Raw genomic sequence first — 23,646 nt, forward strand, 5'->3', positions numbered from 1 at the left:
AGTTCGGTCCCTATCTGTTGTGGGCGTAAGATATTTGAGAGGACCTGACCTTAGTACGAGAGGACCGGGTTGGACGAACCTCTGGTGTATCAGTTGTGTTGTCAGATGCATCGCTGAGTAGCTACGTTCGGAAGAGATAAGCGCTGAAAGCATCTAAGCGCGAAACTCGCCTCGAGATGAGATATCTATATAAGGGTCGTTGGAGATGACGACGTAGATAGGTTGCAAGTGTAAGAGTTGAAAGACGCTGAGCTGAGCAATACTAATTACCCGAAAACTTCCTGGAAATGAAGGGTTAGCAAAGTGAGAGAGAGAGAAGTATGAACAAAGAAAATGCTTCGGTGTTGAGAATTTCTGCCTTCCATTATGTTATAATTATTGATAATCAATCAATGGTTATAAGTAATAATGGTTCACATATCAAATTCCATTACAAATCATATATAAGAACTTTAAAGAAATAAGTCAATGCGCAGTAAAGTGAAATGCTTTATGAAACATTGCAAGATCTAACGGTGGTTAGAGCATGGGTGCTCACCTTTTCCCATTCCGAACAGAGCAGTTAAGCCCCATTGCGCCGATGGTACTACAATCAAATGTGGAAGAGTAGGTCACTGCCGATCCAATATCAACCCTCATTGTGAAAACAGTGAGGGTTTTTTGGCTCTAGAGTAAATAAGTTATTTCGGTAGTTTACGTGATACTAACGCAAATAGAAGTAGAAAAGGAGGTGAGGCTATGCAGACAGTCTAAATTGTTAGGTTTCGAGCACATTCTTATAACTTTTCTTCGGGATGTTTCACAAAAGGGTTAAATTTGAAGTTAAAAACTTATGCAATAAATGGTAGCTTAAAACTAATTGTGTTAAGCCCATAACCAAAGACTCATAAAAATAATGACCAAAAAAACCACTACTAAAGCAAAGGGTAAAAAAACAAAAGAAACCCCAATGATGAAACAATACAACTCCTTTAAGGCGAAGTATCCGGGGGCGTTGCTTCTATTTAGGGTGGGTGATTTTTATGAAACCTTTGGCGAAGATGCGATCACTGCAAGCAAGATATTAGGGATTACTTTGACCAAACGTCACAATGGGGCTGCTAGTGAACTGAATTGGCAGGTTTTCCTCACCATGCTTTAGATGCTTATTTACCTAAGTTGGTGCGTGCAGGGCAACGAGTAGCCATTTGTGATCAAATAGAAGACCCACGCTTTACTAAAAAGTTGGTCAAGCGTGGAGTTACAGAGCTAGTTACACCAGGGGTTTCTTACAATGACTCGGTGTTAGAGGTAAATAGAAATAACTACTTAGCTTCGTTGAGCATACGCAAAAGTGCCAAAGAAGAAGTTTTTGGAATAGCTTTTTTAGATATATCTACTGGGGAGTTTTTTACTGCAGAAGGAGATTTTGAGTATATAGATAAGTTACTCCAAAGTTTTAACCCTTCAGAGATACTATTTAGCAAAACAGGAAGACAAACATTTGTAGACTTGTTTAAAGATCGTTTCAATGCCTTTTTTCTCGAAGAGTGGTTCTTTACTTACAATTTTGGTCAAGATATATTAAATCGTCATTTCAAAACTAAATCACTTAAAGGGTTTGGCATTGCAGATTTGCCGGAAGGCATTGCAGCAGCTGGGGCTATTTTACACTACCTTACCGAGACTCACCATAATAATATCCAACATATATCAAGCATTGGACGCATAGAAGCCAATCGTTATGTGTGGCTTGATAAATTTACAATTCGCAACCTTGAGTTATTGTTTCCTCAGCAGGAAAATGGGGTATCCCTGATCCAAGTGTTAGACAATACTGTGACCCCTATGGGTGCGCGTTTGTTACGTAAATGGGTGGCATTGCCATTGAAAGACAAACAACGTATAGAGGAACGCCTTAGCATAGTAGAATCAATTTTGCAAGACAACGATTTATTAGAAGATATAACTCAACACCTTAAGCAAACCGGAGACATTGAAAGATTAATTTCTAAAGTGGCTTCACGTAGAGTAAAGCCAAGAGAATTGTTACAAATCAAAAAGGGATTGATACAAGCCGCATCTTTAAAAGTTATTTTACAACATCATCCTTTGCCTCAGTTTCAAAAATTCGCTAATCAATTAAATGAATGTCAGTTTTTGGTTGACAAGATTGATGGTGAATTGTTGGATGAGCCTAAAAATGTATTGAATGAAGGTGGCTTGATTAAACCAAAGGTGAATGATGAACTGGATGAGTTGCACGAAATTGTGTATAATAGCAAACAGTACTTGGAGAAAGTACGCGAAAAGGCGATAGAAGAAACTGGTATTCAATCGTTAAAACTAGATTATAACAAAGTGTTTGGCTTTTACCTGGAAGTAACCAATAAGTATAAACATCAAGTTCCTAAAGAGTGGATTCGTAAACAGACCTTGGTAAATGCAGAACGTTACATTACTGAGGAGCTTAAGGTATACGAAGATAAGATTGTGCATGCCGAAGAACGGATATGGGAGCTTGAAAGCCAACTGTATCATGAATTGGTACTTCAAGCAGGTGATTTTACCAATCCAATTCAACAAAATGCTCGTATATTAGCTACTCTTGACTGTTTGGTTTCATTTGCTTTTATCGCTCGTAAATATAACTATACAAAACCCACAGTAAATGAAGGTAAAGCCATTAATATTAAAGCCGGTCGACACCCAGTGATTGAACGTCAGTTACTTGCAGAAGAACCTTATATTCCGAATGACACTTTATTAGACGATGAAGATCAACAAATTATGGTTATTACAGGACCTAACATGTCTGGTAAGTCAGCATTGTTACGTCAGGTCGCATTAATCACCTTAATGGCACAAGTTGGAAGTTTTGTGCCAGCTGATGCTGCGGATATAGGTATTGTAGATAAGATTTTTACTAGGGTAGGGGCTTCTGATAATATAGCCAAAGGCGAATCTACTTTTATGGTAGAAATGATGGAGACGGCAAGCATCATGAATAACCTGAGTGAACGCAGTTTGGTATTGATGGATGAAATTGGACGGGGAACGAGCACCTATGACGGTATTTCTATTGCTTGGGCTATATTGGAGTTTTTGCACGACTACCGCAAGGGGCGTCCAAAAACCTTGTTTGCTACTCATTATCATGAGCTCAATGAATTAGCCAAAGATATGCCTCGCATCAAGAATTTCCATGTAACAGTGAAAGAAGTAGGCAATAAGGTTGTTTTTATGCGCAAACTGGCTACTGGTGGTAGTGAACACAGCTTTGGTATTCACGTGGCACGTATGGCTGGAATGCCTCGGCGAATCGTACTACGTGCCGATGATATTATGCACCATTTGGAGGCCAATCGTTCACAAGGAAGCGGTATTAGTAGCCCTGAGGTGGTTACCGAAAGCATACCTAAAGATGTGCAAATGAATATATTTGAAGCCAAAGACCCCACTGCTCAACAAATACAAGAAGCTCTTAAAGAGGTAGATGTAAATACCATTACACCAGTGGAGGCTTTATTAAAATTAAATGAGTTGAAAGGATTAATGAATGGAAAGGAGGCTTTATAAGTAATCTAGTACAATGGGGATTAAGTAAATAATGAATTAATTTGGATGGATTTTGTTCTCTAACGAATCGTTAAAATGGCGGATAGCCATAGCTATCTAACTTTTTGGCGATGAAGTAAGAGGGCAAAAGTCGCTGAATAAATCATTAGGAATTTAGTTCCCGCTGTACCAGGTAGTGACGATTTTCGTAAGTAAAGTAGTGTATAGAAAAGCAAGCATTTACTTGATTTTCTATAAAAAAGTAATATAATGATAGAATAACCACTTATAATGTGCAACGCTTCTATTATTGTTTACGTCTCTGGTATATACACAAAGTACAAGAACACTACACTAACACACTAAATAAGCTAACATGAAAAAAATCACTACATACTTTAAAGATAATTTCTCTCCCCAAAAACAAAAAAAGTTTGCAATTACCCTTATTTTATTTTCTTTAGTGCCATTAATATTAGGCATCGTTACCTTTGCAAGTGCTATGTCTCCACAATACAAAACGTTATTAGGGTCAGGGTTATTCCTTATAGGGGATATAGTGTATTATGTAGGCATTGCTTTGTTAGGCAAAACCTTTTATGAAAAGTACCAACGCTTTTTCCGACGCAGTTATTGGGCGCGTAAGTATAAGATGTTAGTGTCTTAAAAATGTTGGTAAAACTAGATGAGCATACCTGTTTTTAGTTAACAATAGATTTGATGATCCCTCTCATTTTTGAGAGGGATTTTTTTATAGAAGACCTATAACCTTTCCACCATTTGTTTCATCAATTTAGTGAGTTTAGGTTCTGCTTTGCCTGCTACTACCAATATATCTTCCAGAGTTGCCTTTTTTAGTTTACCTTCATAGCACAAATCTGTAATCACCGAAACAGCAAACACGGGCAAGTCCATGTGACGGGCTACAATCACTTCAGGAATAGTAGACATTCCTACAGCATCAGCTCCTATAATACTCAAATATTTGTATTCGGCGGGAGTTTCAAGATTAGGACCTGGCACACTTACATATACGCCTTTTTGTACCCCTTCTATATTATGCTCTTGAGCGATGGCTTCAGCTTTAGCTATCAAGTCAGGGTGATAAGCATCCAACATATCGGGAAAGCGTATGCCTAGCTCGGCGAGGTTAGAACCAGTGAGTGGATTTGTTGGTAGCAGGCTAATATGATCAGTAATAATCATTAGATTAGCAAGATCAAACGTTGTATTGAGTCCTCCAGCGGCATTAGAAACAAATAAATGACTGATGCCTAATAGTTTCATCACTCTTACCGGAAAGGTGATTTGCTGCATGTTATAGCCTTCATAATAATGAAAACGTCCTTGCATTGCTACTACTGGCTTGTTTCCTAGTTTTCCTAGAATTAACCTGCCTTTGTGTGATTCTACGGTCGATACTGGAAAGTAAGGAATATCTTCATACTCTATAATATCTATTATTTCTATTTCATTGGCAAGCCCACTTAAGCCAGTGCCTAGTATAATGCCTACTTCAGGTTGCACTGATGTTTTAGCCTGAATAAAGCGAACGGCTTCACGCATGTTTTCAATTGTCATACTTATTTATCTGTGTTAGTGGTGCCTAGCCCTGTCTAATAGGCTAGGCGCAGTTTTTATCAGAGGTAAATTTATTAACTCTATAAACTAATACATTGCGTTTATCAATAAATTCGTAAAGGTGTGTTTAAAAAAGTGGTGAGTGAGTAACTAAAACTGAGAATTGATATAAATATGAGGCATATTTTATTATATTTACTTGTAAGGAACTAGTCTTAGCTTAAGCCTTATTGTGAAACCAATATCAGGTTATGTCAACCTTCGCCGAGTGGCTAAGTTGTTGGCGTTTAACAGATAACCGATATTATTAGCTTCAGAGTATCGTTCCTTAGTGTAAGATTTAGCGGCGGTTGTAATTTGCGGTCATTATTAAAACCTAGTGCCTTGGTTCGAATCCAAGCGTCTCCACTATTTTACAAATATAATTATTCTAATAAACCAAAAATGGGGACGTAGCTCAGTGGCAGAGCAAGGGTGACAATGTCTTCTTAATGATTCAAGGATTACAAGGGCTTTTTTCCATCGGGAGATGGTTGATTTTATGGCTCAGATGGCTAGAGCGCCGGACTGTCAATTCGGAGGTCACGGGTTCGATTCCCGTTAAAATCGTCGGGCGGTTGCTAGGTTAGAACAGCCGCCCATTTTTTATTATTTTCTCCTGTATGCCTTACCTTTTCTCCACTTCCCTCTTTGGTTTTTGCGTAGAACAATCAATTTGTTTTTTTTGATCAGCAAACGTTTCTGTTCAAATGGCCACCATTTACAAAATAAGGTTTGAAACTGAAATTGGTCAGGCAGTTCGTTTTCTTTAAAACTATTGAGGGTAAGCGTATCTTCCTGGCTTATCCATTGCCCCAGGCTAAACTTACAGTTCATTTCTTTGCTGCGGGCACGAAACTCAAAAGTATTGAATTTTTTTATCTCAAGGGTTCCCCAGTATCGTATTGTTTGGTCTTTAAATTTCACCATATACTTACCTTGTGGAGAAGTTTGGGCGATCAAGTCAGGTGTTAACAATAAAAGCAAACCTAAGGAACAAAGGAATTTGGTCTGGAGCATAGAAGTGTTTATAAAAAAGTTTGACAAGTACAAAGTTGTCTTGAGACATTTTGAGTGATGGAAAAAACAAGTCAATAGTACAGTAATACCATCATTATTTAATTATCAAAATATACTTGGTTAATTGTATCAATTTTAAGTGCTCGTCCGCTCAAAGAAGTACGGTTAAATAAGTTGATAAAATAACGTTTTTCCTTGCTCCAGTTTTGCTCCAGGTTGGTTTTATCAGGTACTTTGGTATAGTTTCCCCGCAAGTCGTTCAACCCACCTTTAATAGTCACATAATAAATGGCAGACCCTTTTCTTTTGTCAATCAATACACTAGAGTTAGGGTCTATGCGAATGTTTCGTTGTTGGTAGTTAGCCAAGGGTATTTTTACTTTATAATTAAAGCCTTTGTCTACTGTATAGCTGCCAATAATAGAAAGAGGAGATACCGTACTTTGTATTGTCACTTCTGGCATAAACACCGTTTCGTTTCTTATCTGCAACACTTGACGCATCTCAGTAAAAGGTAAGTTATCTACTCTTAGATTAATATAATTGAAGGGCTGTTTTACGGGAGCAAAATTTATCAGCGTTCCATTGGTTACTTTTGCGTCTATATCTGCCACTACGTTGGGCAAGTTTACTTCCATGTGCTTATTAAACACTAGGCCTGCCTCTACGTCGGCAGTGAGCAAACCATTGATATTTGATGATTGGATGAAGTTTTGAGAAAAGTTGCTAAAAGCTGCCATGAGCTGGTTTGCCCGTACTTTATTGAACTGCATCCTGCCATCAAAAGTGAAGAAATTATCTTTTTGCGCATTAAAAATTCCCAATACATTCATTGTTCCTCCTGCTACATTCAGGTGAATGTTACTGGTTTTGAGTACTTTATCGTTCATTGCTAAGTCACAAGTAAACTTATGTGCCACAAACGGACGAAACTGTATGCTATCTACTTTACATTTCAAGTTAAAAGCAATGTCACTGGGCACATGCAATGTATAGGCTTGCGGGTTTACTTTATTTTCTGAGGAGGTTCCCAAACTCGCTTTTTGAAGCAATTCTGCCACATCAAATTTGCGGGCTACCAAGTTACCTTCTATACGTGCTGTGGAGGTTTCAGTATTATGAAGCAATAAATAGGGCATGAGGTTTTTTAACAAACCATTGATAGCAAAGTCTGATTTGCCTACTTGTCCGGCAAAGCTTTGAATAGTAGTAGTATTATTATTAAACTCAAAATCCCCGGAAAAATCTTTAAATTGTAAGGGGTTATTTGACAATGTAAAGTTTACATTTTTCAATTCCATTGCGCCAGTTATGCGCACATCGTCTGCTTCTTTTTCCTTGGTCAAATCATCGAGCAACCCTTCCATATATAACTTCAGGCCAAATAAGCCTTCCGCCTTTTTGAATATATCTAGTGGGTAAAACTCTGTAAAAGCTTCCAGGTCAAGCCCAGCGTCTAAACGTAGGCTTATATAAGGGTTGGTAAAGTTTCTAAGCTCAAAACTACCTCGAAGGTTTTCACTCTTGAGCGAATCACGAATACTGGCGTTGCTTAAGTCTTTTACCCGCTCAAACTTTAAGGAGCCTTTCAAACGATCAACTTTCAGGAATGAAGTATTCAAGTTATTTTCACGTCCATTGCTAAACTTACCCGTAAAACTAAAGCGTTGAAATACTTGCTCAATATTGGGTGATTGGATGGCAATATTGCGGCAACCAAAGTCTATTTCTACATGCGGAAAAGCTTTAGCCGACCAATTGCCCTTGATAGAGCCTTTAAAGTCTACATTGCCTTTTGTTTTATAATCTAAGAGTTTATTGTGTACTTTGGCAGGCATAAACACAGTAAGCGCCTTGAGGTCTTTGTTGGTGCCAGCAATTTCAAGGTTTATAAAGTCCGCTTGACGTTTTTTAATATCATAATAACCTTTTAGCTCAAAGTCACTCTTGCGTAAAGTTATCTGAAGGGGATGTAAATCTATGCGCCCTTTGTTTCGATTAAAAGAAATTTTACTATTTCCCAAAGTTACCTCTTCTTGCTTAAGGTAATTGTACCCGTTGGCCTGAAAATTAAGTGTAGTAAGCTTGCCGCTTAAATCTAAATCAAAAAACTGGGGTTGAGCTACTACTGTGCTTGCTATGTTTTGTACTGTAAAGTTATAAGCTTCTTTTTGGGCAACGTTTTGGTAAGCAATTTTTAAGTTTTTGAGCTTAATACGCTCTACACTAAACTTTACTGTACTATCGCTCATTTGTGCGGCAAGGTCAAAAAAACTATAATTATCTTCTCCATTGTTATTTACCAAAAAATTGATTTGTCCACCGTCTATCTCCATGGTTTTAAAGGTATACCGTCCATTGATATACTCATTAAAATCAAGTGTAAACTGAAGCTTATCTATATTGGCAAATATGCGGCGGTGGGGTTTGCCTTCTATTTGTACCTGATGGATAGTAAGGGTGAGTGCCGGAAAATTGGTAGTGAAATCAAAATTTACTTCTCCGGTTTTTATGTTAGTTTTCAAGCTTCGAGTAAGCCTTTCCTTTACTTCTTTTTCAACCTTGGCTTTTTGTGAGGGAGTATAAAACAAGGCCGCACCTATAGCTACCAAAGCAGCTACGGCTGACAATATTAATATGAAAATAAAAAACCGTCGGAAAAACTTGCGCATAATCCCAAAAACAAGTTTGATGAATTGATCAGTAGAAAATTATTTATGAAGGTTAAAAAACCTCGTGTATCAACGCAAAATTTCGTACCAAAATCAATGAAATACAAGTATTTAGGAATATAATTGTACTCAGGGCCATTAAAAACCTCAACGAGTTGTACACAACTTTGTTAAAAAATGCCTCCCACCTGCCTTGTTTCAACTTTCTACTTGCTTGAATAACCCTCTACGCTTTTTTTATCGTTGGTATATTTAAAATAACGATTGACTATGAAGCTACTTCTTATCAGGCCATTTTGTATCATCCTCTTATTACTAAGTCCATACATTGCGACTGCTCAAGAGGCAAAACGTCTTGTTGACTTTTTGCAAACCACGCCTCATCATACAGCACAAATAAAGCAACAAATACGACAAATGAAGCAAGACACCACACTCTATGCAGAAGTCAACACTGCCATTGAGCGCCTCTTGCCTTCAGGCATCACTCAATTACATTATGTAGTATTTACCCAACAACACCAGGTCTATCAATTGTCAATATTGGCTCAGAAAATACAAATCATTGGAATCAAGTTGTTTAAGGTAACCTATAATAAGGGGTACACATACCCACGTGAGCAGCTACGCACCTTATATAGTTGGGTAAATACGGCGAGTTTACAAAAATACATTGATGGGCACAACCTGCTTTATGGTAGCCAGTTGACTACAGGTGATATTTCATTGTTGCCTTTTAGATTGTATAAATACGGGAGCGACTGTGGACATAGCACGCCTGACCAATATAGACGTATGCGGCAACTAATAAGGCAAAAAGATGAATATACACTACAAAAATGGCTTAGATCAATGAATATAGAGCTGCAGGCATATGCATTGGAGGGGTTAGCCCGGCTGAAACATCCCGAAAAAATTAAACGATCACGCTTGGTAGAAATTCATCCACAGGTGAAGTTACAAAAACGCTTATCTAAAAAATACCTTTGGAGAGTATCAGAAGCAAAAGTAGTTCAATTACTCAACCAATCAACCGCCAAAGTATATACTTGTGCAGGTTGTTTTGGAATGAATTATACACCTATTGCAACCCTTGTTGAAAAAATGGGCTTTTGATCAATATATCATTATTTTGAGTAAAACAAGTGCCATAATGCTATAAAAAAATAGCCAGACTTACTTGCAACGTTATTGCATTTAAACTACATTTGTGTAACAATGTTGCAAAAAGATATGCGCACTTTATCAATTATTATATTACACGTTTTACTCTCAATTCATTTTTTATTTGCTCAAAAAACTACTAAAACTGAATGCAAGGGAATGCTTTCGGGAGTAGTGATTGATGCGCAGAGTAAAACACCTTTGGCAGGGGTAACCATTTATCTCAAGGGTACCAACAAAGGGGTAATCACTGATGCAAAAGGCAGGTTTCAGATTCCCGACCTTTGCAAGGGTGAACATATTTGTATTTGCCGAATGATTGGCTATGAACAAACCGAGTTTGTGATTCATCACTACCACAACCACGCTCATCACGATAAAAAACTTGCCCTTAAACATGACAACCATTTATTGGAAGAAATTTTAGTAGAAGGTAAAAAAATAGAAACTGCTACTCAAGCCAAGAGCTCGCTATCAGGCGATGCATTGGACAAGTCAAGTGGTAAAAATTTAGGTGAGTCATTAAAAAGCTTGACTGGAGTAAATACATTGCAAACTGGTCATTCTATTTCCAAACCTGTGATCCACGGAGTACATAGCAATCGAGTACTCGTTTTAAACAATGGTATTCGGCAAGAAGGGCAACAATGGGGGGCAGAGCATGCCCCAGAGATTGATCCGTTTGTAGCTACGCAATTATCTGTTGTAAAAGGAGCTGCAGGAGTACGTTATGGCGCTGATGCCATAGGCGGAGTGGTGATTGTAGAGCCTCCACGCTTGCGTCAACGCCCAGGCATAGGTGGTGCGCTCAATTTAGTAGGGGTGTCTAACGGTCGTCAGGGTATTATGTCAGGTATGCTAGAGGGGCAAGTAATAGAAGGACTCAGTTGGCGTTTACAAGGTACCTACAAACAGTCAGGAAATGTACATACCCCAGACTATCACTTGTCCAATACTGGTTTACGGGAAGTTAACTTTTCGGGGGCAGTCGGGTACACCAAAGAACGCTTCGGCATAGAAATATTTCATAGCAGGTTTGATACTGAACTGGGTATATTTGAGGCGGCACATACCGGAAACCGCGCCGATTTAAAGCGGGCCATCAGTAGCCCCCAACCATTGGTAATCAAAGACTTTAGTTATGACATTATCCAGCCTAAACAACGAGTAAGCCATCACCTACTAAAAGCCAAAGCCTTTTGGTTGTTAGACAAGGTAGGGAAAATCGAAATACAGTATGGTTTGCAGTCTAATGCAAGGGCAGAGTTCGATCACTCACGCCGGGGCAAAAGCACTGCTGCTTTGTCGCTCAACTTAAACACACACACACTAGATCTTGTGTTTAACCACAACGCTGTGGGGCACTGGAAGGGGAGTCTTGGGCTTACTGGCATGTACCAAACCAATGTCTTTACCGGGCAAATGTTTATCCCTAACTTTAATACTACTACAGCAGGCGCTTTTGTAATTGAGCGTTATGTTCGGGAAAACTTTGAGTTTGAAGCAGGCATTCGCTATGACCAACGCTCTCTTACCACTTATATTCGTCCTACCTCCAACGATCCGGTAGAAAACAAAACATTGAACTTTAATAATTTTTCGGGTACTTTGGGGGTTATTTTTAGATTTAACGATTATCTAAGCCTTCGTTCGAACTTGGGAACAGCCTGGCGCCCACCTGCGGTCAATGAGCTGTACAGTGCTGGTTTGCACCATGGTTCAGCAAGCTTTGAGTTAGGAAATGCCAACTTACAAACCGAACAGTCCTACAAGTGGATCAACACATTGACCTATGAAAAAAACGGGCTGAATATAGAACTAAGTGGATATTATAATCAAATTCAAAATTATATCTATTTAGCTCCCAGCGCGCCTTGGTCTACATTGACCATTCGAGGGGAGTTTCCTATATATCAATATTTGCAAACCAACGCTGTAATTATGGGCATAGATGCGGCACTGGAGTATGACATTACTTCTTCGCTTACTTTTCGTTCTAAGGCGTCAGTGGTGCGTGGACGAGACCGTAGCTTTGACAATCCTTTGATTTTGATGCCAGCTGATAATATTACCAATACATTGACTTATCAACTTCCCAAAGTGGGTAAACTCAAGAAAGTATTTTTTAGCCTGAGTGGTCGTCATGTGGCAGAACAACGTTTGTTGCCCCAAAACCGCGAACCTTTTGAAGGTGACACACCAAGCCAGAACATAGGAGAGGATCAATTGACTTACGAAGAGTTGATCAATGCACCAGCTGGCTATTCTGTTTGGGGTTTTCAAACTGGTTTTACCTTACCTTTTCATCGTCAAAGCCTGAAAATAAGCTTAAGTATAGATAATATGCTGAATGCGGCTTACCGTGACTATTTAAACCGCTTTAGGTTTTTTGCCGATGACTTGGGGCGTAGTTTTACCCTTAGGTTAAAGTATACATTTTAGAATACGCAAGTACAAGCGAGTAGATAAACCACATTGTTTGGATTTGCCTGCTTGTACCTTATTTTTATATATCTAATTTTTTTTAAGTAAAATGAAAACTATTTCGAGATTGTTATTGAGTATATTATGTGCAACGGTGCTTTTGTCAAGTTGTAAAAAAGCCGATGATCCAGCACCTGCTACAAACGAAGAAGAACTGATTACAGACCTTACACTGACTTTTACTAACCAAGCCAATACTTCAGAAGTAGTAACCATGACTTTTTCTGACTCAGATGGCCCTAATGGACCCCAAACTGGAACGTTCAATATTTCTGGAAATTTGTCAGCAAGTGCTAAGTATAATGTAGCCTTCAAGGTAGAGAATAAATCAGAAACACCTGCAGAAGATGTGACTGTAGAAATAAAAGAAGAAGGTGCAGAGCATCAAGTGTTTTATAACACTACTGGCAACCTTCAGTTTCAATCATATACTGATAAAGATGCCAATGGCAACCCTATTGGTATTAACACTACTTTTTCTACTGGTATTGCCGGAACCGCTACTTTAAAGGTAACCCTTAAGCATCAGCCTGGTGTTAAAACCGCTTCTACTACTGTAGTGGATGGTGAGACTGATATAGAAGTAAACTTTACAGGTATCACTATTCAGTAATGTTTTTTTTGTTTTAGATTTATTGCAACACTGTTACAGCAGTAATAGTGTTGCTTTTTTTATTTCTGTATAAGTTTCCCTAGTTTTTGTTCTACCTTCCACTCTACAGTCTTGCGGTTGGTAAACTCCACCATATCGTAAGGGCTACTCTTTTCTTTTTTCTCTATAAGCTGTACTTTGATGTTCGCTTTTACTGAGATAAGAAATACCAACATTTCGTCACGTTCTTTATCAGACAAGCCTGCCCCCAGCACTACCAAATCTGGGTTATGGTGTTGTATCAGTCGCTCAATGTCAGGCTTATCAGTAGCCCCCATTACATTCCGCCCAAATTTTTCGAGCTCATCTATCAATATATTAATCACTGATAGGTTTCTGCCAATAATCAAAATACGTGGTTCCATTATTCTTGATGGGTTGGGGTAAAACTTTTGCCGAAGGTAAAGCCTTGACAGAGTTTTACATAGTTTATAGATTACTTAATAATTATAAAAAATATTTTTCGCTACTTTTTTTAGAAATTTGTGGTAAGTATTAAATTAACCACAAAAAATGGCAAGAATAAAACGCATACATAGTGAGTCAAGTATGATTACCTCTACTGGGTACCACCCACATACCGAAACCCTAGAGCTGGTGTTTTGTCATGGAGGAATTTATGAATACTATCAAGTCACCAACGATATTTATCAAGAACTGGTCAGTGCACCTTCAGTGGGAGAATATTTTAATACCCATATCAGACTCAAGTACCCCTACAGAAAGGTCAGAGATTAAACTGGAAAATTGTTTTCCAAATAATATTTCACCAAATAAGCGTGCGACAACGGTTTAGATGCATTCTCCACATCTCCATTGGTTTCATAATCAAGTAAGATAATAGGGTGTTGCTCAGCTTCGTTTTTGATCAGTTGTAGTACATCACTTACCTTATGATCAAGCACCCAACGGTAGGCAGGCAAGTATATCTGTTTGCGTGCTATTATATAGGGCAATAAGTTATGATTGTTTACCCCTGCCTGATGCCCCTTTACATTGCCAAACTTGCGTACCGTGCGCTTAAGCCCTTTCATAGTAGTTACTTCCAGTTTTTTTAAATCTATACTTGCGGTTTCAAACACTTTTAGCCCTTGCCATATTCCCTCTACCGACTGGGCAAAGTGCCCTTCTGATAAAGGTACTGGAATATCTCCAATAGGGTAAAATGGGCTCAGTTTTACAAAAGGCGTTGGTGCTTTAGAGGTTACATCTATGATTTTATACTCAGGGTAACGTTTATCAAAGCTTGCTTGTGGGGTACTTTTATGTTTGACAATGATCATAGGTAAATATTAGCCAAAGTAAGTTTCAAACAATATAACCAAAGGGCGGGGACAACGCGTCAGTTTACCAGTTTTTTCGTCTACAAACACCAAAGTAGTTTGCGCAGTATTGAGTTTTTGTCCTTCTTCGTTGTATACCTCATAGTCAAAAATAATTTTGACATCTGGCATCTCTTTTACACTTACCTTTACAGTAATGAGATCGTCATATTTGGCAGGTTGAATGTAGCGGGTGGTAAGCTCCCGTACTGGCATCAAAATACCTTGTTCTTCCAGGTTTTTATACCTAAATCCCAGTTTGCGTAATGCTTCTACCCGTGCTACTTCAAAATAAGTAGCATAGTTCCCGTAATACACATAGCCCATCTGATCGGTTTCGGCATACCGTACCCTCATTTTTACCTCGTGTTTATACATATAGTTTCTTTAAAAAAGTTTAAATAGTTTATGTCAGGTATAGCCTGCAAATACTAAATAACATTGGTGTTTTATAGCAACCTTTTTTAGTTTGCTTCTCTGGCACTCATCTATGGTTACTTAATTTTGTATTTGCCCAAAAAACATTTAGATTGGGCTCAAATTGGGTTGCAATATAGTAAAAATATATACGCAACAACCATAAGCAAATCTAACGAAACATCCACAGGGTTTTTATTGTTTACTGTGCAAAATCAAAGCAAATAAATTAGTAAAAACAATAGTGGGTTAGTTATGTTCCATTGAACCCTTCCTTGATTTTTATTTAAATTTGAAAACAAGAGAAGTGGTAGAATATATTGACTTTTTTGTAAATCTCCATTGGTTGGAGGAAAACATTTATACAAATGAATATTCACGAGTATCAAGGCAAGAGTATCTTGCGCAAATATGGTGTAGCCACTCCGGCGGGTCACGTGATCGAGAACCTGAGCCAGGCGAAAGATATTATCAAGAAAGTTCAGTCTGAAAGTGGCTCAGAAAAAGTAGTGGTGAAAGCTCAAATTCACGCAGGTGGCCGTGGAAAAGGTGGAGGAGTAAAGCTTGCTGACAACCTAGAGCAAGCATTGGAGTACGCCGACAATATTTTGGGAATGCAACTGGTGACTCCACAAACTGGCGACGAAGGCAAAAAAGTACACAAATTGTTGGTAGAGGAGAATGTGTATTACCCAGGCGAAGAAGAGCCAAAAGAGTTTTACATGGGCATATTGCTTGACCGTAACACCAGCAAAATAGTTATTATGGCTAGTACAGAGGGTGGAATGGACATCGAAGAAGTGGCCGAGAAAACTCCTGAAAAAATTGTCAAAGAATGGATAGATCCTCGTGTAGGATTGCAGGCATTTCAGGCGCGCAAAGTAGCCTTTGCCTTAGGTCTGAAAGGGAAGTCATTGAAAGAAGGGGTAAAGTTCATTTACGCACTTTATAAAGCATACACAGACAGTGATGCTACTATGGTAGAAATCAACCCAATGTTGAAAACTTCTGATAGTCGTATTTTGGCGGCTGACTGTAAGATTGACTTAGACGACAACGCTTTGTACCGTCATGCTGATCTGGCAGAAATGCGCGATGTTACTGAAGAAGATCCTTTTGAAGTAGAAGCCAAAGAGTCTGACCTAAACTATGTAAAATTAGACGGTAATGTAGGCTGTATGGTAAACGGCGCTGGCTTGGCAATGGCTACTATGGATATTATTAAGCTGTCGGGTGGTGAGCCTGCCAACTTTTTAGATGTAGGAGGTGGAGCCAACCCTAAAACTGTAGAAGCGGGCTTCCGCATCATCTTGAAAGACCCTAACGTAAAAGCCATTCTTATCAATATTTTTGGTGGTATTGTACGTTGCGACCGAGTAGCAAAAGGAGTAGTAGAGGCTTACAAAAACATTGGAGACATTCCAGTACCTATCATTGTTCGTTTGCAAGGAACCAACGCGGAAGAAGGAGCTAAAATCATTGACGAATCTGGTTTGAAGGTGACCTCTGCCATTGTGTTGAAAGACGCTGCTGATAAAGTAAAAGAAGTAATGGCTTAATTGAGGTGTCATCTGACCCACAAATAACCTTTTAATAAATAAAAACCCCCACCGCTTTTCTAGCTTGTGGGGGTTTCTTTTGAAAGCTTGTTTAAATTTTTACATTTGAGATTTTTGTGATGAACTTTCACCAGCTCTTATAGCCAAGAACTTAATGATCAATCTTCATACAACATCTTAATCAATGAATTGCCAGGGAAGTAATCCAGTGGATTGTTTAATACTTTGGGTAGTTCTGCCAACAGGTGACGAAGGTTCATGCGCCCTTCTTGCCCCATTTTTTTCACGTAATCCATCTCTACAAATGCTCCACCCTGTGCACTTAAATCACCCCTTACTTTGGCGCCAGCCGAAAGCTTACCACTGATGCCAAGCCCCAACGAGCCCTCAATTCTGATCAATGCAGTATCTACTTTATAACCATCCAGCACGTCATCCAACAAATTTACTAATTCGGGTGAATCTGCTTTTCCAGCAAAAAAGTCTTGCAATGCCTTGAACGTTTGCGCCACATTCTCTGAGTCTTTGCCTGCATCGTAAGCCTCTTTACCTATTTTGAAAATCTTTTGTACAATCGCCATAAAATCAGGACCAGTCATTTGACCGCCCAAATCAAGGTATACAGCATAACTACCACCCATGTTCTCGGCTTTCGACTTGGTTTTGTCAGACAATAACGAACGAGTGCCTTGTTGTTTTCTTAAAAAGCCTTTTAGCTTTTTAGTAGCCCCACCTGTCAGCAACATTCGATTAAAGAATGATACCTTCTCAAACGCTTTTTTCATATCAGCAGCTTTGATGCTAATATTAGGCATTTGACGTTTTTTCAAACTGGCAAGAATCTGATCAGTAGGCAGTAGGTTGGTCAGGTTTATATTAAATGTTTGGTTATTGGCAGCACCTGCATACACTTGATCTTCGCCCGACTTCTGATAAACTTTTAAAGATGTTTCAATGTCTTTACCCTCCTCTTGAGTAAACTGAAGCTCTACACCAGCTCCACCACCAGAGGGAATCATTTGCAGAAACTGGCTCAAAAACGGAATAGGAATATTAATCATAGAGGTCACTTCTCCTTCCAGATATAGTGAGGTAATGGTTTTTTTGCCTTGACTTCTTTGGTCCACTCCACCCGCTACTTGTCCGCGTACCTGAGCACTGGCAAACACACTCAAAAGGTTGAGTAAAGCCATTGGATCAAATTTCTTAGAACCAAACACATCTACTAGTTTGGGAGCTGACCCTTGAAAATCACGGTCACCTTCACGTCCCCAGCCACTTGCTCCATATTGAGTATCTCCTCTGCCTTCGCGTCCTTGAAAATCATCTGAAGGACGACGTACCCCTATGCCTGCTTCAGCATCTGCCTGGGCAAACACACCAACTTCTATGCGTTGGCGAATGCGGTATTGATCAGCATTTTGCTTGAGTAGGTTATTGATAGGCCTGGTCATCATGTTCATTTTCAACATGTTTGCCAAAGCCGACTTACCCGCAAACATTAAAAACTGTGGAACGGGAATGTTAAACTCTTCGATGCCTGTGCCTTGAATACCTGCCTGGAAGTTGGCCCCTGCTTCGCCACCTATACCAGCTCCTGGTTTGCCACCGCTACCAGTTTTACCAATCATAGCCGAAGCGCCCACACCAGTATCAAAAGCCAGTGTACCCTGTTTTCGTACCAAAATGTTTACTGTATTTTCGTCTGTACGCTTGAGATAGCATATAGCCGAACCTCCTGTGTGTAGAGGTATCCCCCAGGTAATGCCTCCATTAAGTTGTACTGCTACCCCCACGCCTACAGGCAATACTTTGTTGAGCAAGTATATCGAGCCTTCTTCCATTTTACCACTTACATACTCCGAAGCTTCAGTGGCTCTGTCGCCTATGTAGTCTACTGCGTCTCCGGCTGCGTCTCCTGCGGCGTTCCAGGCACGCTCATACCAGGGTGGGTCAGTTTCTTTGCGTTGTATTACTTCGCCAGATGGAGAGGAGTTTACATTTCCACGATTTTCGTTGTTGCGATCGTGCCCCCCAAACTTGACTACATTTTTGTGTTTACTGGAAATAGGAGCCTGTTTGGATTGGATGGGTGGTTGACCACTTTGGTTGCTCGTATGAGGTATATATCCTCCTTTTCGTTGTATGGTACCTATACCCTTCGCTGTTTTCTTTTGCTGAATGGTATGGTTTGAATTTTCTTGTTGGTTTTTGTCCTGATTCTTAGCAAGTTGCCCCTTATTCATGAGTGTATTGTTATTGATTAGTATATTGTATATTAGCAGTCTACAAATTTAATGTAATAACTAATTGGTAAATGTTAAATATTAACATTTACTGTGAAAGTACTATGATATTTGATTGATGTACTGTGCTCATTTAGTAGCATTATAGTAATGAGTTTGTTGTTTTATTTTCAATGTAGTGAACGGTGCTCCAAACCCGTTTGATCATTACACAGAAAATACACCATTTAAACAAAGCTCTGTTATTGAACTCAAAAAATGAGCATTACAAAGGAAAGGAAAAGAAAATCAAGCTTATTGGACAAATGTATTGAAAAATTGTACGTATGTGCAAGCGTTTGATAATTAGTTGTTTATATGTTTGAGTGTACCCAGTTGTTGCTATAAATTTTGCTTTGTGGCAACAATGTTTTGTTTTTCTGCGAAGATTAACCAGAGCAAGCCTCCATAGTTATATAGATACCCACCTAAACATAGCAAAGCTGCTATAAATTATTTGTCTTTTAGTTCCTCTCTTACTTTCATCAATATTTTACCCAAGCGGTTTTTACCTTTCCCGTCCCCACCATCGCCCCAATAAGCATCATTTTCAGTATGTTCTATCAGGGTTGCACCTCCTGTATCCAATAACAAAGTTTGTAAGTCGGCATGTTGGGTAAATTTAGCCTTCACTGCCTCCATCATCACATTGTCTTTGATGTGATCCCAGTTGTCACGAATCCTTACTTTACGGGTACGTCCCAACTCTGCTGCTTTCATGGGACTGGCAGCTTTTCTTATCTTGGTTTCGTGGGGAGTTCCCACAAATTTTTGTGCTTGAAAATAGTGTTCAGTAGTAGCCCACACTTTGCCCTTGAGTTTGATAGGATAGGGAGCAAAATTAGAAAATTCGCCATAAGGCGCCCCTATGCTGTAAAATTTGATAAGGTTATCCATAGAATATCAAATTTAACCAACAAGCTTTTTAAATTGCAGTAATTACCATCAAAAACTCACGGATTATGAAAATTGGTTATCAAGAACAGTTATTTATGATAATAGTAGGCATATTTCTACTTATCACTGGTGTATGGGCACTAGGCAGTAAAAAAGGGCTATATGTATTTGGGAGCATTGCAGGTATTGTATTCGTGTTGGTAGCTTTGCAATACCTTAATCGTGGGAAAGCAATTGTGTTGAAACTACACCCTGATGAAAAGGTGTTGCTAGAAGAGATAGGGGTGAAAGCAACCCTAAAATATGCCAATAAATCTGAAATAGCTCCAGAGTGTAAAGTAACCCTTACCAACTTGCGGGTAATTGTAGGCAAACGGATTTTATTCAGTCCTGAGTATCGAGAGAGCTATCATTTCTATTTTACCGAAAGAAACAAACAAATTCCCTCGCCTATTAATTTTACCGCAGTGGTTGCTTCATTATCAATAAACAGTGTAAGTGTTAAGTCTCGTAAAGATAAACCTTTTATACATCTGAAAACTGCCTCAAATTTGGCATCTATGCAATATGCCGAGCTGTATATCGAGGGAGTAGAGAAGTTTATAGAGGAGTTGAAGTAAAACTTAAAAAACGCCCTGTGTGCATCAAACTAAGTTGGATATATAATGGTGCAAACTCACATAACAGGGCGTTGTATCTATACAATGATTAAGTCCAGCGGAAAGCCATCTTAAGCCATTTCATTTTGCCTTTATAAGGAGCATACCGCAAAGGTACATCCAGCCAGGTGGCTTTCTTCATCACACTTTTTTGGTGCGAAAACGTCTGAAAACTCGACCTGCCGTGGTAGCTTCCTATGCCACTGTCGCCCACCCCGCCAAAAGGCATGTTGGTATTGACCAAGTGCGCCACTGTATCGTTGATACACCCTCCACCAAAACTTACATTTTCGGTAATATATTTTTGATGATCAGCATCTTCCGAAAACAAGTACAAAGCCAAAGGCTTAGGATGGTGTGCGATTTGTTGGGCAACTTCTTCAATGGTTTCAAACTCTAATATGGGCAGTATAGGACCAAATATTTCTTCTTGCATTACTTGGTCATCCCAGTTGAGTTGATCCAGCACAGTAGGGGCTATATATCGTTCTTTGTCATTGGTGTCGCCTCCTGTCAATATTCTGCCCTCCTTCAGGTAACCCACCAAACGTTTGTAATGACCTTGATTGATAATGCGTGGGTAATCAGGGCTTTGTTGAGGATCATCCCCATACATTGCCTTGATGTGTTCTTTAAACAACTGCATAAAGCGAGGCTTTACTGCTTTGTGTACCAACAAGTAATCGGGAGCTACACAAGTTTGCCCACCGTTCAAAAACTTACCCCAGGCAATGCGCTTGGCGGCAAGGTCAAGGTTGGCGGTTTTGTCTATCACGCAAGGGCTTTTACCCCCTAACTCTAAAGTGACTGGAGTAAGGTGTTGGGCAGCAGCTTGCATTACTATTTTGCCTACCCTTACACTTCCGGTAAAAAATATATAATCAAGTTTTTCGGCAAGTAACTTTTCGGCTACCTCTTTGCCCCCCTCTACTACCTTGATATGGGCTTCGTCAAAGTTTTCGCTGATCATTTTTGCCATCACTGCCGAGGTGTTAGCGGCAAGTTCCGATGGTTTTACTATAGCACAATTGCCTGCTGCCAAGGCGCCTACCAAAGGACCAAAAGTAAGCTGTAAGGGATAGTTCCAGGCGCCCAAAATCAAACAAATACCATAAGGCTCTGAATAAATGTAGCTCCCAGAGGGGAAATTAAGCAACGAACCACCTACTTTTTTAGCGCCCATCCACGATGCCAGGTTGCTTCGGGCGTGCGCTATTTCTCCCAACACAAAACCAATCTCAGTAGCATAGGTCTCAAAAGGCGACTTTTTAAAATCTTTTTGTAATGCCTCAATAATGGCTTCTTCATGCGCTTCTATTACTTCTTGTAATTTGCGTAAACGCTCCAGCCTGAAGTCGTAGCTTTTGGTATTGCCCTGAGCAAAATAAGCACGTTGTTTATCGGTCAAAGCTTTGGCATCCCACCCACTTTTGGCAGTGCTTTTTTTAGTAGTACCTCTGGTAGTTTTTTTGGCAGTTGTTTTACGAGTTGAATTTTTGGCTTCGGTGCTCATGAGTTTGTTATTGGAGATTGGGTTGGTTGTATTTGGTTATTCTAAGCAATCATTATTAATACAAATGTTATGCTTTTGCCTTTTCAGTTTTCGAAGCTTTGTTGTCTTTTTCTGGTAAAGCTTCCCCTTTTGGTCGTCCAATAAAATCCGCCATTGTGTCATAAATACCAAACAAAGTGCCTCCCACAAAGTCAAATATACGCGTAGGCAATATTCCACGCAAAATGGGTAGTAAGTTCACTGAACTTGGCGCACGCAATAGTATTTCATTGCTTTTAATAGCTGATATGATCTGGTTGGTGACATCATCAGCGTCTAAGATAGGCGTAATTAATGGAGCCTTGGCACCGTCAAACATGCCAGTGTTGATATAGCTGGGGGTAACTGTAGTCACGTGTAAATCCGGACCAGTGCGTTCGAGCTCTATCCGTAAAGACTCCGACCAACCCAGTACCGCCCATTTACTAGCTGCGTATACCGACATCTTGGGGTTAGGCGTAAGCCCGGCAGCAGAGGCAATATTGATGATGTGCCCTGCTCCGGTTTCTATCATTCCGGGTAAAAACAAACGGGTTACATGCATGACCCCCATTACATTAATTTGCATGGTTTTGTCAATGTCGCGAGCGGTATGCTCATAAAACTGTTTGCCTACTACTACTCCCGCGTTGTTAAACAGAATATCTATATTGCCTACTTCTGATAATACTTTGGCAGCTTGAGTTTCTATATCTTTGGTGACTGATACATCTACAATATAGGGCGATACATTGCCAAACCCTTTTTGTTTAAACTCATCCACTGTTTTGGTTAAGTTTTCCTGGTTGATGTCCCAAATAACCAAATGAGAGGCCCCCTCTTTCAGGCATTTTTCGCCTAGTATTTTACCAATACCGTTGGCTCCCCCGGTAATCAATATATTCTTGTCTTTTATCTTCGTCATGATAATACATTATTTAAAGTGATGGTATAATATAGTTGGCTATAATTCATTTTATGACCATTAGTCAAGTATTTATGCACCAAACACCAAATGCAGAAAATAGATTCTTTATTCAGTGTTTTTGGTGTTTACTCTATGGCTTTAAGGATTTTTCGAGAAGTAAAAAGTAAGTCTCCAACAAGTGGTCAGCACCTACTGTAAAATAGTGATCAATGATCTCTTTCTTCTTTTTAATCATTTGCAAAAAACCAGTAAACTGGCTCCACAACACAAATGCCGATTCTACTGGATTGATATTAGGATCAATGCTGCCATCATTCCGTCCTCGTTCCAGTGCATCAATGAGTATTTGCATCACTCGATTACCGGCTTTTACCGATTTACCCGATTCTACTTCCAGGTTGTCCAGGTCAAACTCATCGTCTTGATAAGACAAAATAGCATTAAAGTACCCATCTTCTTCCTGAGAAAACTTATAGTAAGCCATCGTGATTTTTTTGAGGCTGTCATAAGCATTTTCTTCTTCGTTGGTTTCTTCTTTGAGTCTTTGCTCCAGCAGTATAAAACCACGTAATAAAACTGCCCGGTAGAGTTCTTCTTTGTTTTTAAAATACAAGTACAATGTACCTTTACTAAACTCAGCTTCTTTGGCTATGCTGTCCATGGAGGTGTTAGATAAACCCTGCCGGAAAAAAATCTTCTCTGCAGCATCTAAAATAGCATTTCGCCTTTGTTTTTTTTCTCTTTCTTTTCTTTCAAGAACTCCCATATTACTCTGTAACGATTTTAAAATGACCAGTGGTCACTTTTAGCACATAAAGTTAATTGTTTACGCTTATTTGCAAAATAAAAATATGAAAAAAAACTGAAACCATTGCACTCAATCAGTATCAATCCCTTCT

General features: G+C 39.3%; 18 protein-coding genes, 1 tRNA gene, 2 rRNA genes and 1 pseudogene (1 of these 22 cut by a window edge). 11 read left to right on the forward strand and 11 right to left on the reverse strand.

All coding sequences use genetic code 11. The features are described from left to right. The 4 genes and pseudogenes from M23134_RS12595 to M23134_RS12610 all read left to right on the forward strand — a co-directional run. A 23S ribosomal RNA gene (locus tag M23134_RS12595) occupies positions 1 to 286 on the forward strand; it begins 2,586 nt to the left of the window's first position. A 225-nt stretch (positions 287 to 511) separates the two neighbouring features. Continuing rightward, positions 512 to 623 (forward strand): 5S ribosomal RNA (gene rrf / locus M23134_RS12600). Between the two features lie 272 nt (positions 624 to 895). Next, positions 896 to 3,558, forward strand: a pseudogene (gene mutS / locus M23134_RS12605) (DNA mismatch repair protein MutS). Positions 3,559 to 3,913: 355 nt separating this feature from the next. After that, positions 3,914 to 4,204 (forward strand): transporter suffix domain-containing protein, encoded by a 291-nt coding sequence (locus M23134_RS12610; RefSeq protein ID WP_002696586.1) that lies wholly within the window; start codon positions 3,914 to 3,916, stop codon positions 4,202 to 4,204. A 95-nt stretch (positions 4,205 to 4,299) separates the two neighbouring features. Here M23134_RS12610 and M23134_RS12615 read toward each other — a convergent pair whose 3' ends face one another. Beyond that, positions 4,300 to 5,118 carry a purine-nucleoside phosphorylase gene (locus M23134_RS12615; protein WP_002696588.1) on the reverse strand — a complete coding sequence of 273 codons (819 nt, stop codon included), beginning with the start codon at positions 5,116 to 5,118 and terminating at the stop codon, positions 4,300 to 4,302. A gap of 535 nt (positions 5,119 to 5,653) precedes the next feature. Here M23134_RS12615 and M23134_RS12620 point away from each other — a divergent pair. Beyond that, positions 5,654 to 5,727, forward strand: a tRNA-Asp gene (locus M23134_RS12620). Between the two features lie 39 nt (positions 5,728 to 5,766). On the opposite strand, the gene M23134_RS12625 is transcribed toward M23134_RS12620, so the two are convergent. Continuing rightward, entirely contained in the window at positions 5,767 to 6,177 is a 411-nt protein-coding gene (locus tag M23134_RS12625) for a hypothetical protein (protein WP_045113499.1), read from the reverse strand. 98 nt (positions 6,178 to 6,275) lie between these two features. Next, positions 6,276 to 8,849 (reverse strand): AsmA-like C-terminal region-containing protein, encoded by a 2,574-nt coding sequence (locus M23134_RS12630; protein ID WP_002696594.1) that lies wholly within the window; start codon positions 8,847 to 8,849, stop codon positions 6,276 to 6,278. Positions 8,850 to 9,119: 270 nt separating this feature from the next. Between M23134_RS12630 and M23134_RS12635 the strand changes: the two genes are divergently transcribed. From M23134_RS12635 to M23134_RS12645, 3 genes are all read left to right on the forward strand, one after another. After that, positions 9,120 to 9,965, forward strand: coding sequence for a hypothetical protein (locus M23134_RS12635; RefSeq protein WP_157558465.1), 846 nt, complete (start codon positions 9,120 to 9,122; stop codon positions 9,963 to 9,965). Positions 9,966 to 10,067: 102 nt separating this feature from the next. Then, on the forward strand, positions 10,068 to 12,455 hold the full coding sequence (locus M23134_RS12640) for a TonB-dependent receptor (RefSeq protein ID WP_002696598.1): 2,388 nt from the start codon (positions 10,068 to 10,070) through the stop codon (positions 12,453 to 12,455). 91 nt (positions 12,456 to 12,546) lie between these two features. Next, positions 12,547 to 13,110, forward strand: coding sequence for a hypothetical protein (locus tag M23134_RS12645; RefSeq protein WP_045113500.1), 564 nt, complete (start codon positions 12,547 to 12,549; stop codon positions 13,108 to 13,110). Between the two features lie 59 nt (positions 13,111 to 13,169). Here the strand turns inward: M23134_RS12645 and M23134_RS12650 are convergent, their stop codons facing one another. Further along, entirely contained in the window at positions 13,170 to 13,514 is a 345-nt protein-coding gene (locus tag M23134_RS12650; protein ID WP_002696603.1) for a PleD family two-component system response regulator, read from the reverse strand. A 148-nt stretch (positions 13,515 to 13,662) separates the two neighbouring features. On the opposite strand from M23134_RS12650, the gene M23134_RS12655 reads away from it, so the two are divergent. Continuing rightward, positions 13,663 to 13,887, forward strand: a complete 225-nt coding sequence (locus M23134_RS12655) for a KTSC domain-containing protein (RefSeq protein ID WP_002696607.1) — start codon at positions 13,663 to 13,665, stop codon at positions 13,885 to 13,887. On the opposite strand, the gene M23134_RS12660 is transcribed toward M23134_RS12655, so the two are convergent. Both M23134_RS12660 and M23134_RS12665 read right to left on the reverse strand, forming a co-directional pair. After that, complete coding sequence (locus tag M23134_RS12660) at positions 13,884 to 14,432, reverse strand: DUF6939 family protein (RefSeq protein WP_002696609.1); 549 nt, start codon at positions 14,430 to 14,432, stop codon at positions 13,884 to 13,886. The two genes, M23134_RS12655 and M23134_RS12660, sit on opposite strands and share 4 nt — an antisense overlap. Before the next feature lie 9 nt (positions 14,433 to 14,441). Continuing rightward, entirely contained in the window at positions 14,442 to 14,849 is a 408-nt protein-coding gene (locus tag M23134_RS12665; RefSeq protein WP_002696611.1) for an acyl-CoA thioesterase, read from the reverse strand. Positions 14,850 to 15,256: 407 nt separating this feature from the next. Between M23134_RS12665 and sucC the strand changes: the two genes are divergently transcribed. Next, positions 15,257 to 16,447, forward strand: a complete 1,191-nt coding sequence (gene sucC / locus M23134_RS12670; protein WP_002696615.1) for an ADP-forming succinate--CoA ligase subunit beta — start codon at positions 15,257 to 15,259, stop codon at positions 16,445 to 16,447. 158 nt (positions 16,448 to 16,605) lie between these two features. On the opposite strand, the gene M23134_RS12675 is transcribed toward sucC, so the two are convergent. Further along, positions 16,606 to 18,693 carry a hypothetical protein gene (locus tag M23134_RS12675; RefSeq protein ID WP_002696621.1) on the reverse strand — a complete coding sequence of 696 codons (2,088 nt, stop codon included), beginning with the start codon at positions 18,691 to 18,693 and terminating at the stop codon, positions 16,606 to 16,608. 492 nt (positions 18,694 to 19,185) lie between these two features. Beyond that, entirely contained in the window at positions 19,186 to 19,629 is a 444-nt protein-coding gene (locus M23134_RS12680; RefSeq protein WP_002696626.1) for an NADAR family protein, read from the reverse strand. A gap of 65 nt (positions 19,630 to 19,694) precedes the next feature. Here M23134_RS12680 and M23134_RS12685 point away from each other — a divergent pair, with 65 nt between their 5' ends. Then, positions 19,695 to 20,249, forward strand: coding sequence for a hypothetical protein (locus tag M23134_RS12685; RefSeq protein WP_002696629.1), 555 nt, complete (start codon positions 19,695 to 19,697; stop codon positions 20,247 to 20,249). Positions 20,250 to 20,337: 88 nt separating this feature from the next. Here M23134_RS12685 and M23134_RS12690 read toward each other — a convergent pair whose 3' ends face one another. From M23134_RS12690 to M23134_RS12700, 3 genes are all read right to left on the reverse strand, one after another. Beyond that, a complete protein-coding gene (locus tag M23134_RS12690) occupies positions 20,338 to 21,801 on the reverse strand; it encodes an aldehyde dehydrogenase (protein ID WP_002696631.1) in 1,464 nt (487 codons plus the stop codon). Between the two features lie 67 nt (positions 21,802 to 21,868). Next, a complete protein-coding gene (locus M23134_RS12695) occupies positions 21,869 to 22,744 on the reverse strand; it encodes an SDR family oxidoreductase (RefSeq protein WP_002696633.1) in 876 nt (291 codons plus the stop codon). Positions 22,745 to 22,877: 133 nt separating this feature from the next. Next, entirely contained in the window at positions 22,878 to 23,513 is a 636-nt protein-coding gene (locus tag M23134_RS12700) for a TetR/AcrR family transcriptional regulator (RefSeq protein WP_002696635.1), read from the reverse strand. Positions 23,514 to 23,646: the final 133 nt, after the last annotated feature.

The organism is Microscilla marina ATCC 23134 (assembly GCF_000169175.1).
GTDB classification, from domain to species: Bacteria; Bacteroidota; Bacteroidia; order Cytophagales; family Microscillaceae; genus Microscilla; species Microscilla marina.